Below are 17128 nucleotides of genomic sequence, written 5' to 3' on the forward strand. Positions count from 1 at the left end.
CGCGGTTGTCCGGTCATGTTTCTATGCTCGACGGCGATCTTGAGTGCGCCTCCTCCCGGAACGAGAACCAGGCCACATAGGCGGTGGGCAAGAAGACGAGGGTCAGGATGGTTGCGACGAGGAGACCGCCCATGATGGCGAACGCCATTGGACCCCAGAATACAGTCGGCGCAATGGGAATCATGCCGAGGACGGTCGAGACGGCTGTCAACATGATGGGCCGGAACCTGGTGCTGCTCGCATCGATGGCGGCCTGCGTCACAGTCTTTCCTTTGGCGCGTTCGGATTCGATCTGACCAATCAGAATGACGGCATTCTTGGTGATCATTCCGAGCAAAGCGAGGATTCCAAGGATGGCGACGAAACCGAGCGGACGTCCGGACACGAGAAGTGCGGCGACAACGCCGATCAAGCCCAGTGGGCCTACGCTAAGCACGAGGCCTAGCCTCTGGAAGCTCCGGAGTTCGATCATGAGTACCGTCAGCATGATCAGCAGCATCAAGGGAACCACAGCGATGACGGATGCCTGTGACTTCTGGCTTTCCTCGACCGTTCCGCCGTCGACGATTTTGTACGGTCTTGGAAGCTCCTGACGCAACTTGTCGATATCTGACGCCAGCGCGCGGACCACCGTCTCCGGCAAGGCGCCGCCGGCTGTGTTGGCTTGGACAGTGAGAGTTGGCACCCTATTTCGGCGCCAGACAACGGGCTGATCTTGCGCATACTCAAACGTTGCGAACTGACTGAGTGGTGCGGTCTGGCCGTTGGGAAGCGGGACCTGGATGTTGCGGAGGGTCGTAAGGGAGACGCGTTGTTCGTCTGTCGCCCGGGTTATGACATCGATGAGATAGATGTCGTCTCGAACTTGCGTGACCGTGTTTCCGGAGATCACCGTATTGAGGACGGATGCGAGGGTTTCCGAACTCAGTCCGAGAAGTCGCGCTTCATCCTGATTGATGACAATCCTGATTTCGCGTGCTGGTTCGACCCAGTCGAAGTTGACGTTCGCCGTTTTCGGATTTGCGGAGACGATGTTGGCAAGCTTCAGCGCAATCTCCCGCACCTGCGCAATGTCAGGCCCGCTGACCCGATATTGAATGGGCCAGCCGACCGGAGGGCCAAGCTCGAGTGGAGAGATGCGTCCCACCACGCTGGGAAATTCTTTAGTGAGGAGGTCGTTCAGCTTCTTTTGCAGTCGTTCACGCGCGGGGACGTCCTTGGCCACGATCACGGCCTGGGCGAAGAAGTTGTTGGGGAGCTGGACATCGAGGGGGAGATAGAAGCGTATCGCGCCACGGCCGACGTAGGTGCTCCAGCGCGCGACATCGTCATCGTTTTTCAGGGCAGCATCCAATCGGCTCGCGGTGTCTTCCGTTGCAAAGATTGAAGCGTTTTGCGGCAACCTCAGATCGACGAGCAACTCAGGCCGATCCGAGGATGGGAAGAACTGGTTTGGAATGAGCGGTAGTGCCAAGATCGATGCAACGAAGAGCGCCAGCGTTGCGGCGAGGGTTAGCCCCTTTGCTTCTACCGCCCGGGTGAGGAAGCTGCGGTAGGTCTCCAGGATTTTGCTCGGTCCGCCTCCGTCCTTTGTTGCGGGAGGCTTGAGGATCAGGGCGCACAACAGCGGCGCGAAAATCACCGCAACAATCCAGGACACGATCAGTGCGATGCTGACGACCGCGAAGAGCGAGAACGTGTATTCGCCTGCCGAGCTTGCGGCAAATCCGACAGGCACGAACCCGCCGATGGTGACCAGCGTTCCAGCGAGCATCGGAAAGGCGTAGGTGCGGAATGCAAACGACGCTGCTTGCGCCTTATCCTCTCCCATTGCCAAACGGGTGAGTGTTGCGTCCGTTATTGTCATGGCATCATCGACAAGGAGTGCGAGCGCGATGATGAGCGCGCCAAGCGATATTCGCTGCATGTCGATGTCGCTGAGGTCCATGACAGCGAAGACGATGGAAAGCGTCAGCGGGATGGAGAGTGCTATGATCAGTCCGGCGCGCACGCCGAGACTTATGAAGCTCACGACGAGAATGATCGCGATCGCCTGCCAGAGCGATGTCATGAACTCCGAGATGGCCACTTCGACCGTGACCGCCTGATCGGCAACCAACAATGGTTCAATGCCCAAGGGAAGCTCTGCTTTTATTTCGTCCATGGTGCGTTGAATGTTCTTGCCGAGAGCGAGAATGTCGCCACCGTCGCGCATTGCGATCGCCAGTCCGATCGCAGATTTGCCATTGACGCGGAACATGGGTTGCGGCGGATCCGAAAATCCCCTGGTGACACGGGCGATGTCGCTCAGCCTGAGCATGCGGTCGCCGACCGCAAAATTGACATTGAGGATGTCCTGCTCGGACCGGAATGCACCCGAAACACGTAGAGAGAGCGTCTCGTCGCCGGTTTGGATCGTTCCGCCCGGGCGCACGACGTTCTGAGATTGGAGGGCCCGGATAAGGGCTGACCGGTCTATGCCCAGCGTGGCCAGTTCTTTGACAGAGAACTCGACGAAGATCTTCTCGTCTTGGGCGCCGAGGATCTCGATCTTGGAGACATCGGGGATCTGGAGCAGCTTCGAGCGCACGTCTTCGACATGGTCGCGAAGCTCGCGATGGCTGAATCCGTCTGCGGTGAAGCCGTAGATGATTCCGAAGGTATCGCCGAAACTGTCGTTGAAGCCCGGGCCAACAATCCCGGCCGGTAGCGTGCCGCGCATGTCGGAGACGCTTTTCCGGACGTCGTACCAGATGTCGTGCACTTCGCGGGCGGTAGTGTCGCCCTGGAGATTTACGAAGATGGTTGTGCGTCCGGCGATGGTGTAGCTGCGGAGGAAATCGAGTTTTGGTGTCTCCTGCAGTGTGCGTTCGAGTCTTTCGGTTACCTGGTTGAGCGTGTCTTCGATGGTTGCGCCGGGCCAAGCGGCCTGCACAACCATCGTTTTGATGATGAAGGTGGGGTCCTCGGCGCGGCCTAGACGATTGTACGCGAGGACACCGGCGGCCACCGCGACGATCATGAAGTAGGCGACCAGAGAGCGATTGCGGAGCGCCCATTCCGAAAGGTTGAAGGTCATCTTTGCTCCGATCCCAAAATCCGGACTTTCTGTCCTGGGTGGAGGGCCTGCACGCCTGCGGTGACGATGATGTCTCCCACATAGAGACCGCGAGAGATCGCGACGGTGGCCGGATCGAAGCGTCCCACTTCGACATTTCGCAACGAGACGATCTGGCTGGTCGGGTCCACGATCCAGACGGCCGGTTCCTGGTTGATCTTCGTGAGGGCGCTGGCCGGAATTTCGATCATGGCCTGGGCTTCCAGCTCCACGTAACCGCTGACGGTAACGCCCATGCGCATTGCTTCCGGCGGATCGGTCAGGCCGACTTTCACCTCGAAGGTTCTCGTTACCGGATCCGCTTGTGGAGACACCTGGCGAATCCGTCCCTCTGCTTTGATCGACGGATAATCGACAAGCCGAACCTCGATGATGGGCTCGGCGGGAATGGCTCTCAAGATTTGCGCGGAGACGTCAAAGACGGCATCACGCCCATCCTGCCGCGCCAAACGCACGATCATCTGACCGGCCTGGACCACTTCGTGCGGCTCGGCTCCAATCGCCGTGACGATTCCTGGCGCGTCCGCTTCCAGTTCCGTGAAACTCACGAGGTCGTGCGCAGCTTTCAGCTGCGCCTCCGCGGATTGCGTCATGGCTTCGGCCGTCGCGCGGGCCTTTTCCGCCTGATCGTATTGAGTGCGCGTCGTCCAGCCCTGTGCGAGGAGCGTTTTTTGCCGTTCGAAGCGGTTGCGTGCTTCGGTCAGTGCCGCTTCGGCGGCGGCGAGATTCGCCTGAGCGGCACGGAGGGCGTTCATTTCGTTCTGCGGCTCGAGACGGGCTACGACTTGTCCCGCTTCGACCCGGTCTCCTACGCTGACGCTTCGTTCCTTCATCCGGCCTGCGATGCGAAAGCCAAGAGCCGCTTCATCGGTAGGTTCGATGCGTCCGGCGAGCTTCAGCGGTTGTCCGGCTTCGCGCTTTTCAACAGTGGCCGTGCGCACAGGCCGTGGCGCGGGCGCGGCGCTCTCGGTCTCCCGCGAGCATGCCGAAAGGCCCGCTCCGGCGGACGTCATGACAAGAGCGAGACAAATGATGCGAACATGATCGCACTTGCGCGTACCCTCGGATGAATTCCAGGTCATCATCACCCAACATCCCCTCAAAATGCGTCGTTCGTGTCCGCCTCGTGCGCCGTCAAAATGATCCGAAGAGAGAACCCAATACGATGACGGCAACGAGGGCAATCATCGCACCGAAGATGCACACCACCACGATGTCCTTGTAGCTCTCGCGGTGTGTCGAGCCGCAAACTGCAAGCAGAGAAACGACAGCGCCGTTGTGGGGCAGGCTGTCGAGCGTTCCCGCACCAATGACGGCAACGCGATGCAGTAAGGCGGGATCAATGCCCTGCTCCGAAGCGAGACGCATGTAGGTTTCCCCGAGCGCATCGAGCGCAATCGTCAGGCCGCCGGATGCCGAGCCGGTAAGGGCGGCTAGGACATTGGTGGCGACGGTCAATGACACGAGGACGCCGCCGCCGATGGAAAGTACCCAGTCTCGCACCGCCTCGAAGGCTGGCAGCATGGCGACGACTGCTCCGAAACCGACAAGGCTCGCGACGCTGAGGGCTGGGAGAACCGAAGCGTTGGCTCCAGCATCCATGCTTTCGCGCAAGGCGGGGAGCCGCTGGCGATTGATGAGGACCAACACGAGTGTGGCTGTGGCAAGGGCGATGGCCACCGACCAGACCCCGCCCACCGCCGTGATCGACGTTGAGCCCCAACGCTCCTCGGCGAGAAATGAAAAGTCGAGACGGGGAAGTACGATCAGGGCCATCAGGAGGTTGACAGCTACGACGACCACGAGCGGAAGTGCAGCAATCCAAATGGGAGGGAGGCTGTCGGTCTTGTGTCCGTGCGGAAGCTCGGCGGGGTCGAACTCGCGTGCAGCCGTCGCGCGTTCCCGAATGAACTGGTCTTCGGCAAGTGCGGCGGTTTGGTTGTCCGCCCCTCCGCCAAATCCCTCTCCGGCTTGTTTCGCCTTGGTCTCTTCGCGCTGAAGCCACCACAATCCGAAGGCGAGCATGATAGCGGATGCGATGAAGCCGAGGCCGGGCGCCGCAAACGGCGTCGTGCCGAAGAAGGGCATCGGGATCGCGTTCTGGATCGCGGGAGTTCCCGGCAGGGCGGACATTGTGAATGTCGACGTGCCGAGCGCGATGGCTGCTGGAATGAGGCGCCGCGGAATTCCGGCTGCTCGAAACAATTCGATGGCCATTGGCGCCAACACGAAAAAGGCGACAAACAGGCTTACGCCGCCATAGGTGACTGCCGCACCGGCCAGGATGACGGCCAGAATGGCGCGGCTCGGGCCGAGTTTCTCCGTCATGTAGTGAGCTATGGCGCTCACCGAGCCGCTGTCGTCCATGAGCTTGCCGAAAAGCGCCCCAAGCAAGAACAAGGGAAAGAATTGCGCAAGAAATTGCGCGGCATTTCCCATGAATGTTTGGGTCCAATGCGCAAGGAGCGGCTCACGCGCGAACGCGGCGGCCAAGAGTGCAGCAGCGGGAGCAAGCAGAAGAATGCTCCACCCGCGATAGGCAAGCCAGATGAGGAAGCCGAGTGCAACCAGGATCCCCAGGAGCCCCATCACGTGTGCTCCAATAGGGCTTCGAGGTTGATCGACGACTTGCGTCCCAGGTCCCGTCCATGGGTCTTGAAGAATTCGTCGGCGCTGCGCCGACCCTCGTCACGGAGCATTTCGAGGAAGCTCCATTCCGCGTTCAATTTCGAAGAGTAGCCGAGTTCCGTCATGGTTGGATTGCGGACGGAATGTATGCGCATCTCTGCCCAGAGAGCACCTTCGCATTTTCCGGGATCGGCGACCTGGCGCAGCAGTGCCACCATCTTCAGCTCCTTGAGGGTGACGGCATTGAAGGCCACTTCGTTCATGCGATCCAGGATCTCGCGGGCGCTGCGCGGTGTTCCGGGGCGTTCGATCGGATTGATCGGAACCAAGATCGTATCGCGCGATCTGCATTCGAGGACCAATGGCGTGATGCTGGGATTTCCCGAGTAGCCGCCGTCCCAATAGGCTTCGCCGTCAATTTCGATGGCCTGGAAGAGCTGCGGGAGGCAAGCGGACGCGAGCAATACATCCGGCGTGATTTCGGCGTTGCGAAAGATGTGGCCGCGCCCGGTCCGAACGTTTGTCGCGTTGACGAAGATTTTGATCGAAGCGCTGTTCAAGCGCTCGAAGTGGATACATTCCGCCAGGATGTCCCGAAGGGGATTGAAGCCGCCGGGGTTCAAGTCGTAGGGCGACACCAGCCGTGCCAAGAGGTCCATGGTGAGGAAGGCGGGCGAATGGTCGAGCGTCCAACGTCCGAGCGCAATGTCTATCGGTCCGCGTTGAAAAGGGCTGAAGCGCGCTGCGTCCGATATCTTTTTCCAGAATGCCGCCAGGGCGGCCCGGGCGCCGTCCGGTCCGCCTTCCGCGTAGCCGTCGACAAGAACGGCCGCATTCATCGCGCCGGCGGACGTGCCTGAGATGCCGTCGATTTGAAGGTTTGGCTCCTCAAGGAGCCGGTCCAGCACGCCCCAGGTGAATGCGCCGTGCGCCCCTCCTCCCTGCAATGCAAGATCGATGAGGAGCGGCTCGCGATCACTCCTGCGGTCTTCACGACGCGAATTTGACATGGACGACTCCGGACCGCTCGCCGCTTTGGGCTGCTATCGCTGCAAACCTAAGGTTCTGCCGCATGCGGCTCCCGGGAAAGTTGCAGGCCAAGCCCTAGCCACCACGCTCCGTGCAAAATCAAATCGATCCCGACTACGAAGCCGAGCACCCAAAGACCGCTGATGGGCCACTTCGCAAGGATAATGAGACCGGCGAGAATTCCGACAATGCCGGAGAAGAGGAGCAGCCAACCGGCCCATTTCCAATATTGAAAAGCCTGCACCATGCGCACGAGACCAGAGGCAATGAGTGCGACGCCAAAGACAAAAGTCAGAAAAACGGATGCGGCCAACGGATCAGCAATAAGGGCGACACCGCTGACACCATAGAGGGCTCCGATCAGCAATCTCAGAAAGAAACCACTCCACTTGGGGGCCGAGAATGCCTGAAAGATCTCCGACGCGCCGGCTATGAGCAGGAGGACGCCGATCACGATCGCGCTGATGACTGTTGCGAACACGGAGTTTCCGAGCAGGAAGAGGCCCGCGAGGATGAAGATGGCTCCGAGCAGGAGAGCTCCCCAACGGCTGGTGCCGGTTTGATTGGGGTTTGTGGCTGACATGGATTTGTCGGTCATGGAGGAACCTCTCAAAGTCTCTGCCCAATCCCGATAAAAATTCGGTCTTGGAACACAGCCTCTCTTCCCCGGGGACCAAGATCACCGGGGAAGTTTCTTGTTTTATTCTTTGCGCGAACCGAGCTACCGCTCAGCAACGAATGAGGACGTTCCTATTTTTCCGGCGCTGCGCCTGGAGCAGGCCCTCTCATTTCCGGAACCTTGCCGCTGACCGTGCCTGTTGCCGGAAGTTTGCCTGGTTCATCGCCCATTCTGAGGCCAGTGGCGCCCGAACCCGTGCTGCCTGAACTCGCGCCCGTGGAGCCTGAGTTGGGCCCAGTCATATCGGGCACGGCGTTCCGCATTGTCTCGCTGGCCGGGAGCTTGCCTTCATCTCCCATTGTTTGGGGCGGCCCTTTGGTTGTGGGCCTGTCTTCCGCGATCGCCAGGGTGGAAAATGTTCCGATCGCTGCAACGGCGAAAATTGACGTGATTGAAATTCTCATTGCCTGGACTCCTTAGTGACGTTGTTTTGCACCAAGTGGTCCCCCCTGAAATGACTATAGGCCGCGCTTCCTCGGGTGGAAATGTAAATTTGATGACCAAAGGCTTCATTTAGTAAAGGAATCATTCGTTTTGAATCGACCTCGCGTTTTCTGATGCACATCGGCAGCGAGTGCTCAATGCACCTTGCCAACTGCGGTGGCGTCGATTGTCATGGATTTTCGGAGATCGTTTCGACGGCTCCGCTACAGGGCTATCGCGAGGCTCATCACTGCGATCATGCGACTGGATCGAGGTCGTGCTGTCATCTGAAGACGGAGTCGGAGCCGCTCGGCGATTTGCGAAAGGCGGACCGTGCTTCGGACTTCTTCGCATATGTAGTCGCTGATGCAACGCAGGGTGGGTGCATGTCGTTTGACCGCGCCGCACGGGCCGAGCATTTTTCCGACACCGAGCTGATCCACGTGGGCTGTGCCGTCGCTTGCTGCAGTGCGGTGCGCCGGCCACGAGGCACGGGATAACCGAGGGCCGATCAACGGCCCATCGCGCGCCGACATAGTAAAGCCCGCCGAAGGGCACATTGTCGGCCTTTCAATTTGATATCAAATCGTCATACTTCGTTCCCCGTGCACTCCCTTAGATAGGCGCACCTCGAACAAATATGACGACCGGGTTGCTCGATCCCAAGAGGCCGGATGCCGTCGAGCAAGCGTTGACGCTTGTTCGCGACCGAATGGCCGGCCGATCTTTGTTGGTTTGGTTTGCCTCTGGCGCCGTTATGGCGGTGCTGTGGGTCTATTTCGTTCGTCACGAATGGCCGTGGATCAACATCGCATTTACGCTCGGCGTGACGGTAACGCTCATCTCGGGGGTTCTTCTCGCGTCTCGGCGCATTCTCTTCTCGACCGCTTTGGTTGCGGGGGGGGTCGCGCTCGTCATCGCGGCGTCGGAGGTCAAGCGGCATTACCTGGGGATGTCGCTGCATGCCTATGACATCGTCTTCTATATTCTCTCGCCGGATACCCTGTCGTTCCTATGGACGGACTTCAGGCTCGAGCTCTGCGCCCTAGTGGGGAGTGTCGTTGCCGTTCTGATGCTGGGGTGGGTTCTCTATCGGTTTGATCCGACCCGAGTGCCCTTTCGGCTGGCTTGTGCTCTATGCATGCTGTCCATCGCGACGGCGGCCTGGGCAGCAGCTTACAGGGGTGGCCGCCATCACACGCTCTATTATTGGGGGCATCACTACGTTTCGTCGTTTTACTTGTCGTGGGCTGAAACGGTCGAGACGCTCCTGCGCGGCCAGTTGATTGAAGCGGCTCCGCATTCCAACGGTGGCCCCGTCCTGGCGGCTCCCACCACCTGCCGGCCGTCGGAGCGGCCGCCGAACATCATTCTTATTCACCAGGAGAGCGTGTTTCCGCCAAGCTATTTTGCCGGGATACGCTATGACGCCCGGCTCGACCCGTTCTTCCGTTCATCCGATGGTCAGCTGCACAAGCTGCGCGTCGAGACGTACGGCGGAGCTTCCTGGTTGACGGAGTTCTCGGTTCTGGCGGGCGTGTCGACCTTGTCATTCGGCGGCATGCGGCCGTTCGTTCAATCGCTCATGCAGGGCAAGGTGCACGACACCGTGCCGGAGACGTTGGCGCGCTGCGGATATCGCAACACACTTTACTATCCCATGAACAAGGATTTCGTCTCGAGCGCGAAGTTCTACCAAGCCATAGGCTTCGGCGAGATCCTGGATCGCAAGGCGCAAGGCGCGACCCGATACAATGAGCGCGATCGCTTCTACTACGACAACGCACTCGCCAACATGGAGCGGCATTTCAAGGGGTCTCAGGCGCCGATCTTCAACTTCATTATTACCGCGGCAACGCATTTGCCCTACGAGCCGACCTTCATGCCGGAGATCGATGTGCCGGGTGGCGGACCGACGCCTGAGATGCACGAATACTTGCGGCGCGTCGGACTAGCGAAGCGGGACTATGACTATTTCCGCGTGCAGCTTGCGCGGCGTTTTCCCAATGAGCGCTTTCTGATCGTGCAGTATGGCGACCATCAGCCGGTCGTCACGCGGCCTTACCTCGGCTTCGATCAAGCAACTGCCACGGAAGACATGACGATGGGGCCGGATTCGCCGGGCTATCTCACCTACTACACCGTGGAGGGCGTGAACTACGACCCGGGACCACTGCCCGACGTCGATGTGCTGGACGTGCCCTATCTCGGCGCTTTGCTGCTAAATGCCGCGAAGATCCCGATTTCCGATGCCCAGCATGAGCGGCTGCGATTGCTGAGCGTCTGCAAGGGCCGCTACTTCACGTGTCTTAAGCGCGATGAAATTCTCTCGTTTCACCGTCGGCTCATCGATTCGGGCTTGATGCTTGCGCGATGACCGAAATTCTCGGCGGTTCGTCTGGGTTAGGACGGCACGATCAGGTTCAGCTTCTTGTCGCTGAGTAGAATCTCACGCGGCAGGTTTTCGATACGCTCTCCGTCGATTTGGGCCGCGGCGATTACGCCGGGTTCGATGCGGAGATGCGTGCAAGGCAGGATGGTGACTTCTTGCAACGTCTGGTGACGTCCAAGCGCAATGGCAATGAGGACGCGGACGAGTGCGGTGCGGCTGTCGGTATTCACAAGCACAGCATGGAAGCCGTTCCCGCTGAGCGTTTGATCCTTGGCGATCACGAATGAGCCGCCATAGTGGGCGGCGCGTGTCGCGACGAGCCAGGTCACTGGAAAAAGGCGGCCATCGACGTGCACATCGAACGTTTGAGGCTTGCGGAGAAGTTCTCGAAGTATGGGCCAGGCATAGGCGAGCTTGCCGATGCTTCGCTTCCAGGGCGTGCTCAGTTTTTCGACGACATGCGCGTCGAAGCCTACGCCGGCCATGAGAAGGAATGGCGTCTGATCGGCGAGGCCGCACGGGATGCTGTGGGTCGGCCCGTGCAGGAGAACCTGTGCGAGGGCCGCCGGATCGCGCCGCAGGCCAAGCTCGTGCGCCAGAACGTTTCCGGTTCCTACAGGAATGATGCCGAGCGGCATTGCAGTGCCGATCAAGCCGGATGCGACACCCCGGATGGTGCTGTCTCCACCCGCAGCGACCACAGCATCGTAGCTTCCGGCCTTCGCAGCCTGCTCCGCCACCAGCCTGTCCTGCTCGATATCGGCGACGTGCTCGGTGTGCACTTCGGCACCAGCGTTTTCGAGGGTGCTGCAGACGTCGCGCAAAAGCGAGCGGCTGCGCGTGCCGGCGTAGGCATTGTGAACGATGAGAAAGCGGCGGCGCATGGGGAATCCATTTGGGCAGGCGCCTAGGAGCGCTGCAAGGAGCCGCTATCGATAGCGGAGCGTGCGAGCTTCGACAATCCCGCCGTCCGGCGTTCCGGATGTGGCGGTGTGGACACGGTTGTGCCAACTAAGGACCAATGGCCTCCGGGTGCAGGGCCCAGTATGAATTGCGCCTCCTGGTGCCGCTGTTATTGCAGAAGAATACGATGCCGAAATTTGGAAATCCGTCTCGCCGCGATGCGCTTGTGGCCGCTGGCCTAGCGGCTGCGGCCATGGGAATTCCGGCAAGGTTTGCATTGGGCGGAAACCAACCACACTTGAACGAGGACGCGCGCATGCCCCTGCTCAGATTCGATCTCTACGAAGGCCGTACGGATGCCGAGCTGAAGGCACTGCTGGATGCGGTTCATCGTGCGATGCTCGCCGCCTTCAAGGTTCCGGAGCGCGACCGGTATCAGATCGTCAACGAGCACAAGGCTCCGCGCATGATCATGGAGGATACCGGCCTTGATATTCCGCGCACGAAGAACTTCGTGTTCATCCAGGTTACGACGCGGCCGCGATCGCGTGAGATGAAGGAACAATTCTACCGGCTGACCGTGGAGGAGCTGGAGAAAAGCTGCGGAATTGCCCCCTCCGACGTCATGATCAATCTCGTTACGTGCACGGACGAAGACTGGTCGTTCGGCAATGGGCGCGCGCAGTTTCTGACAGGTGAGCTTTGATGGGGCTTGCCGTCGTTATCTCAAGAACGACCGGAAGCGCTGAAGCGAGAAGTAGAACAGCACCCCTCCGATGGCGAGCAGGGCGGCCAGTTGCGGCCAGACTACGCTCAGTCCTGCGCCACGGAAGAGCACGGCTTGTGCCAGGATGACAAAGTGGGTGTTGGGTGCGGCCAACATGATGTTCTGAATGACTTCCGGCATGCTCTCACGCGGGGTGGTTGCGCCGGAGAGCACCTGCAGCGGCAGCAGAACGAGCATGAGTAGCAATCCGAATTGGGGCATCGTTCCGGCGACAGTAGCCAAGAAAATGCCCATGCAAGTCGTTGCAAAGAGCTGCAAGGCTGCACCAAGCAGGAACAGCGATATCGATCCTTCGATCGGGACCGCCAGGAGGCCTTGAACGATAAAGACGAGAGAGAACGCGGACGCAACCAGCACCACCAGGCCCATCGACCAGATCTTGCTGAGCATGATCTCGGTCGGTGTGATCGGCATCACGAGCAGATGCTCAATTGTACCGTGCTCGCGCTCACGGATCAGCGCGGCGCCGGTCAGAATGATCGAGAGCATCGTGATGGATGTAATGATGTTGGTGATGGCGCCGAACCATCCTTTGTTCAGCTCTTGATTGAATCGTGCCCGTAGCACTAGGTCGATGGGCAGCACGCCGGAACTGCGATAGCGATTCAGGAAATCGGTTACCTCACCCGATACGATCGATTGGACGTAACCGCCGCCTGTGAAGGCTTGCGACATGCGTGTGGCGTCAACATTGAGCTGGATGGTCGGGGCTCGGCCGGCCAAGAGATCGCGTTGGAAGTTGGGCGGTATGTCGAGCGCGAATGTGTCGTGACCGGCATCCATCCGCGCATCCATCTGCGATTGCGTGATGAGCTCCGGTCTCAGGAAGTAGGGTGGGTAGAAGGCCGAAATGATGCGCGTAGCGACCGGCGAACGATCCTCGTCGACAATTGCTATTGCGGCGTTGTTGAGCGTCTCCGGCATGGCTTTGGATGCCGTGTAGATGGAGATCGTGAACGAATAGACGATCAGGATGAGGAGCATCGGGTCGCGAAGAAGCCCTCGCATCTCCTTGATGCCAAGTTGATATATGTTGGCTCCACGCATCGTCAGGTCGCCTGCTTCTTGAGAAGAATGGCACCGAGGCCGAGTAAGACGGGAACGGCGATCAGGAGGGGAACGAACGATCCCGCAAGGTCGTGGAAATCGAGCGCCTTCGAGAAGGTGCCGCGCGAAATCGTCACGAAGTAGGTCGTGGGGTAGATCTTTCCGAAGAAGGCGCCTGCGCCCTGCAGAGACGAAACGGGATCTATGATGCCCGAGTACTGGACCGCAGGAATGAGCGTGATGAGTGCCGTTCCGAAGATCGCGGCAATCTGGCTCGTCATGAAACTCGAGATGAAGAGGCCCATCCCCGTGGCTGCCATTACATAGATCAGCGCCGCACTCGTATAAGTCAGAAAACTCCCGGTGAATGGTACGCCGAACACAAATATCGCGAAACCGGTCAACAAGAAGAAGTTGAGCATCCCGAGCGCGACGTAAGGGATCTGTTTGCCAATCAGGAATTCAAGCCGTGTTACCGGCGTCACGTAGAAATTTATGATTGAGCCGAGCTCCTTCTCTCGCACGACGCTGAGGACCGCCAGCATTGCCGGGATCATCATCAGCAGGAGCGGGATGACTGCCGGAACCATCGCGACCAGGCTTTGGAGATCGGGATTGTAGCGGTAGCGGATTTCCAATTGGAAATCGCCGACGGTGGCGGCATCGCCGTAGGCTTGGCGAGACTTCTGCGTCAGCCAGTTCGCATGCATGCCTTGAACGTAGCCGCGTATCGTTTCCGCCCGCGCGGGCATCGCGCCGTCGATCCAAGCTCCGATGCTGACCGGTCGTCCGCGCGAGACGTCGCGACCAAATCCAGGCGGTATCTCGATCGCTAGACTGATCTCGCCGTTTCTCATGCGCCGATCCATATCGGCGTAGTCTGTGATTGGCGCCTTTTCAGTGAAGTAGCGCGAGCCGGCGATCTGCAGCGTGTAGTCACGGCTGATGGTCGTGTCGTCGCGGTCGAGAACGGCAAATGTGAGATTCTCGACGTCCATGTTGATGCCGTAACCGATCACGAACATCAGGATGAGACTGCCGAGCGTGGCAAGTGTCCCGCGGATGGGGTCGCGCTGCAACTCGAGAGCTTCGCGCTGGGTGTAGGCGAACATGCGCCGAAAATCGAAGAAGCGGGACTTTGGGGGAGCATGGGGCTGAGGCTGGGCATCAGGTTCGGCTTCGACCACCGGTTCCGGTGCGGTCGAAACGCTCGTGTCTTGGCCCGCGCGAATCGCGTCTTCTAGATAAGCGACAAAGGCTTCTTCGAGCGTCGCTGCTGAACGTGACTTAACGATTGCAGCAGGCGTATCGCTGATAAGAACCTTGCCGGCGTGCATCAGCGAAATGCGGTCGCAGAGTTCCGCCTCGTTCATGAAGTGGGTCGAGACGAAGATCGTCACGTTGTCCTTGCGCGACAGGTCCGAAAGGATCTGCCAGAAGGCATCGCGCGCGACGGGGTCCACGCCGGACGTCGGCTCGTCGAGGATTAGGATGTCCGGCGCGTGAATCATCGCGACGGCGAGCGACAAACGCTGACGTATGCCGAGCGGAAGAGCATCGGGTAAGGCGTCCATTATATCCGAAAGGGCAAATCGCTGCGCCATCTCTCGGATCCGCGTGGGGATCTTTTCGGCCGGCATCGCGAACAGGCGGGCATGGAGATCAAGGTTCTGCCGCACAGTCAGCTCGGTATAGAGCGAGAACGCTTGCGACATGTATCCCACCCTGCGGCGGACCTCGATGTCTTTCGGATCGACCTCGCGTCCGAACAGGCGCGCAATGCCTTCGGTCGCCGGAAGGAGACCTGTCAGCATTTTCATTGTGGTGGTCTTGCCGCATCCATTGGAGCCGAGGAATCCGAAGATCTCGCCGCGGGGGATGCGGAAACTCACGTTGTCGACCGCGGTAAAGTCACCGAACCTCATCGTGAGATGCTCGGCCTCTATGGCGATGACGTTGTCGTTGTCAGCAGGCCGGGGTGGAATGACCACTTGTCGATGCTCTTTGCGCAGAGCCTCGGGAAGGAGGGCAATGAAAGCGGCATCGAGGTTGGGCGCTCCGGTCTTCTCAAGGAGATCGCTGGGCGTTCCCGTCGCAAGCACCTTGCCGGCATCCATCGCAACGAGCCAATCGAAGCGTGCGGCTTCTTCCATGTAGGCGGTGGCGACGAGGACGCTCATGCCGGTCCGGCTGTGCCGTATGGTGTCGATCAATTCCCAAAATTGCCGGCGTGAGAGGGGATCGACGCCCGTGGTCGGCTCATCGAGAATCAACAGATCCGGGTCGTGGATCAACGCGCAGCATAGGCCGAGCTTCTGCTTCATGCCGCCTGAGAGTTTTGCAGCCGGGCGATCCGCGAATGCGGACAGTCCGGTGCTCCGTAGCAGATCGTGAATGCGGCGTTCGCGTTCGCGCTTGCTATGTCCGAAGAGACGCCCGAAGAAGTCGACATTCTCAAACACCGAAAGCGTCGGATAGAGGTTCTTGCCGAGCCCTTGCGGCATATAGGCGATCCGTGGGCAGGTGGCCTCCCTATGGCGCGGATCCGAAATGTCGCCGCCGAGAACCTCAACCTTACCTTCTTGGACGGCGCGAGCACCGGCTATGAGCGAGAGCAGGCTCGATTTTCCGACGCCGTCTGGACCGATGAGCCCGACCATGCACCCCGAGGGTAGATCCAACGTGATCTCGCCCAGAGCGCGCGTGCTCGCGTAGGACAACCCAACGGAGACGAGGCGAGCAACAGCCGCAGATGCCGAAGTTCCGTTTCCGGTCGGCTGGCCGCTCATTGCACGAGAGTTCCCTTGAGGTTCTTCGGCCATTCGGCCGCCGGGTCGAGCCGTATGTAGGCCATGCCGGGCAGACCGGTTTTGACGTGGCGAATGTACTTGCGGAGCAACTCAGGCGGGATTCTCGCCTTGATCCGGAACATCAGTTTCTGACGCTCCTCCTCGGTCTCCACCGTTTTCGGCGTGAATTGAGCGACGTCAGAGACGAAAGTCGCCTTAGCCGGGATGATGTACTGAGGGGCCGCATCGAGAACCAACCTGACATCCGCGCCGAGTGCGACCTGTCCCGCTTGAGCGGTTGGAAGGAAGAACGTCATGTAGACGTCGCCGAGATCGACGAGGTTGAGAACGCGTCCACCGGCTGAGAGCACTTCGCCAGGTTGGGCGACGCGATACTGCACGCGCCCGTCGCGAGGCGATTTCAGCTCACCATCGTTGATATCGGCGGTGATGCTGTCGATGGCGGCGCGGGCTGCGTCAACTGCTGCACGGGAGTCGACGACCTGCGCTTCCGCTGCACTTATCGACGCCTCTGCTGCTGCGAGTTGGGCCTGGGCTGCGCCAACTGCAGCCTTTGCGCCTTCGGTCGCTGCGCGATTGTCGTCAAGAATCTGTTGCGACGTAGCGTTGGTTTTTATCAGCTCTTCCGAGCGCACGAGCTTTCTCTGAGCGGCATCCAGCTCGGCTTCGCGCTGTGCCACGACTGCGACAGCAGCGGTTCGCTCAGCTTGCCGCTGTTTGACGAGGCTCTTGGCCGTATCCACGCTGATTGTCGCGCGCTGTAGCTGTGCTTCGCCCTGCCGGCGCTGAGCTTCCAACTGCTCCGTGTCCATTCTGGCGAGCACCTGGCCCGCCTCGACGAAATCGCCTTCGTCGACCAGTATTTCCTTTATTCGTCCTGGGATTTTGGTCGCGACATCGATTTCAACCGCTTCGATACGCCCGTTTCCTTTCGCAATCCCTGCCGGGAGTGAACTGCTTCCAAGCCAGTTCCAGGCGAAATAGCCGCCCACCGCCAAGAGGGCGAGAACGGCTGCCATAAACCAACGGTCTTTCCCCAGTGCCCGCGATTTCAGACTCTGAGCTGTGCTAGATATTGAATTCGCCATGACAAAGCCCGTCGAGACAAGGATGTGAGCAGACCATACATTGCTGGGACGAAGCGCGTCTCACATTGAGTGAGGTCAACGTCTGAGCGGTCGAATGCACCTAGCCTATTGGTAGAGTTTGCCGATCGCGTGAGTGAATGAACAATGAGTGCAGGCCCGCGCTGGTATCGGGGTGCGCGTTGGTAAACAAAAGTGCGCTTACTTTCGGTCAGCTTGTCCGTCAA

11 protein-coding genes are annotated in these 17128 nt (G+C 59.7%); 2 read left to right on the plus strand and 9 right to left on the minus strand.

What is annotated here, in order from left to right:
* Positions 1-13: 13 nt before the first annotated feature.
* Genes VHO05_RS11235 through VHO05_RS11255 form a run of 5 tightly spaced genes read right to left on the minus strand, consistent with a single transcriptional unit; the run spans position 14 to position 7373 of the window.
* Entirely contained in the window at positions 14-3079 is a 3066-nt protein-coding gene (locus VHO05_RS11235) for an efflux RND transporter permease subunit (protein ID WP_329646671.1), read from the minus strand.
* Positions 3076-4200 carry an efflux RND transporter periplasmic adaptor subunit gene (locus VHO05_RS11240; RefSeq protein WP_414653773.1) on the minus strand — a complete coding sequence of 375 codons (1125 nt, stop codon included), beginning with the start codon at positions 4198-4200 and terminating at the stop codon, positions 3076-3078. Before VHO05_RS11240 ends, VHO05_RS11235 begins: the two co-directional genes overlap by 4 nt.
* Positions 4201-4252: 52 nt before the next feature.
* Entirely contained in the window at positions 4253-5707 is a 1455-nt protein-coding gene (locus tag VHO05_RS11245) for a GntP family permease (protein ID WP_329646673.1), read from the minus strand.
* On the minus strand, positions 5707-6756 hold the full coding sequence (locus VHO05_RS11250) for a patatin-like phospholipase family protein (protein ID WP_329646674.1): 1050 nt from the start codon (positions 6754-6756) through the stop codon (positions 5707-5709). Before VHO05_RS11250 ends, VHO05_RS11245 begins: the two co-directional genes overlap by 1 nt.
* A gap of 47 nt (positions 6757-6803) precedes the next feature.
* Entirely contained in the window at positions 6804-7373 is a 570-nt protein-coding gene (locus VHO05_RS11255) for an HdeD family acid-resistance protein (protein ID WP_329646675.1), read from the minus strand.
* A gap of 1144 nt (positions 7374-8517) precedes the next feature.
* Between VHO05_RS11255 and VHO05_RS11260 the strand changes: the two genes are divergently transcribed.
* On the plus strand, positions 8518-10254 hold the full coding sequence (locus VHO05_RS11260; RefSeq protein WP_329646676.1) for a sulfatase-like hydrolase/transferase: 1737 nt from the start codon (positions 8518-8520) through the stop codon (positions 10252-10254).
* 26 nt (positions 10255-10280) lie between these two features.
* Here the strand turns inward: VHO05_RS11260 and VHO05_RS11265 are convergent, their stop codons facing one another.
* Positions 10281-11153 (minus strand): diacylglycerol/lipid kinase family protein, encoded by an 873-nt coding sequence (locus VHO05_RS11265; protein ID WP_329646677.1) that lies wholly within the window; start codon positions 11151-11153, stop codon positions 10281-10283.
* A 335-nt stretch (positions 11154-11488) separates the two neighbouring features.
* On the opposite strand from VHO05_RS11265, the gene VHO05_RS11270 reads away from it, so the two are divergent.
* Positions 11489-11878, plus strand: a complete 390-nt coding sequence (locus VHO05_RS11270) for a tautomerase family protein (protein WP_329646678.1) — start codon at positions 11489-11491, stop codon at positions 11876-11878.
* A 15-nt stretch (positions 11879-11893) separates the two neighbouring features.
* Here VHO05_RS11270 and VHO05_RS11275 read toward each other — a convergent pair whose 3' ends face one another.
* From VHO05_RS11275 to VHO05_RS11285, 3 genes are read right to left on the minus strand one after another with little or no spacing between them, the layout of a single operon-like run.
* Positions 11894-13006: an ABC transporter permease gene (locus tag VHO05_RS11275; RefSeq protein WP_329646679.1), complete on the minus strand. Its 1113-nt coding sequence runs from the start codon at positions 13004-13006 to the stop codon at positions 11894-11896.
* A gap of 2 nt (positions 13007-13008) precedes the next feature.
* A complete protein-coding gene (gene rbbA, locus VHO05_RS11280; protein ID WP_329646680.1) occupies positions 13009-15795 on the minus strand; it encodes a ribosome-associated ATPase/putative transporter RbbA in 2787 nt (928 codons plus the stop codon).
* Positions 15792-16835, minus strand: coding sequence for an HlyD family secretion protein (locus tag VHO05_RS11285; protein WP_329646681.1), 1044 nt, complete (start codon positions 16833-16835; stop codon positions 15792-15794). The genes rbbA and VHO05_RS11285 overlap by 4 nt, the downstream gene beginning before the upstream one ends.
* Positions 16836-17128: the final 293 nt, after the last annotated feature.

The organism is Hyphomicrobium sp., assembly GCF_036262015.1.
In the GTDB taxonomy this organism is placed as follows: domain Bacteria; phylum Pseudomonadota; class Alphaproteobacteria; order Rhizobiales; family Hyphomicrobiaceae; genus Hyphomicrobium_C.

Coding starts and splice junctions, on each gene's coding strand:
- VHO05_RS11255 (WP_329646675.1), bottom strand. CDS start 7,373: ATGACCGACAAATCCATGTCAGCCACAAACCCCAATCAAACCGGCACC.
- rbbA (WP_329646680.1), bottom strand. CDS start 15,795: ATGAGCGGCCAGCCGACCGGAAACGGAACTTCGGCATCTGCGGCTGTT.
- VHO05_RS11245 (WP_329646673.1), bottom strand. CDS start 5,707: ATGGGGCTCCTGGGGATCCTGGTTGCACTCGGCTTCCTCATCTGGCTT.
- VHO05_RS11240 (WP_414653773.1), bottom strand. CDS start 4,200: ATGACCTGGAATTCATCCGAGGGTACGCGCAAGTGCGATCATGTTCGC.
- VHO05_RS11260 (WP_329646676.1), top strand. CDS start 8,518: ATGACGACCGGGTTGCTCGATCCCAAGAGGCCGGATGCCGTCGAGCAA.
- VHO05_RS11250 (WP_329646674.1), bottom strand. CDS start 6,756: ATGTCAAATTCGCGTCGTGAAGACCGCAGGAGTGATCGCGAGCCGCTC.
- VHO05_RS11285 (WP_329646681.1), bottom strand. CDS start 16,835: ATGGCAGCCGTTCTCGCCCTCTTGGCGGTGGGCGGCTATTTCGCCTGG.
- VHO05_RS11265 (WP_329646677.1), bottom strand. CDS start 11,153: ATGCGCCGCCGCTTTCTCATCGTTCACAATGCCTACGCCGGCACGCGC.
- VHO05_RS11235 (WP_329646671.1), bottom strand. CDS start 3,079: ATGACCTTCAACCTTTCGGAATGGGCGCTCCGCAATCGCTCTCTGGTC.
- VHO05_RS11270 (WP_329646678.1), top strand. CDS start 11,489: ATGCCCCTGCTCAGATTCGATCTCTACGAAGGCCGTACGGATGCCGAG.
- VHO05_RS11275 (WP_329646679.1), bottom strand. CDS start 13,006: ATGCGTGGAGCCAACATATATCAACTTGGCATCAAGGAGATGCGAGGG.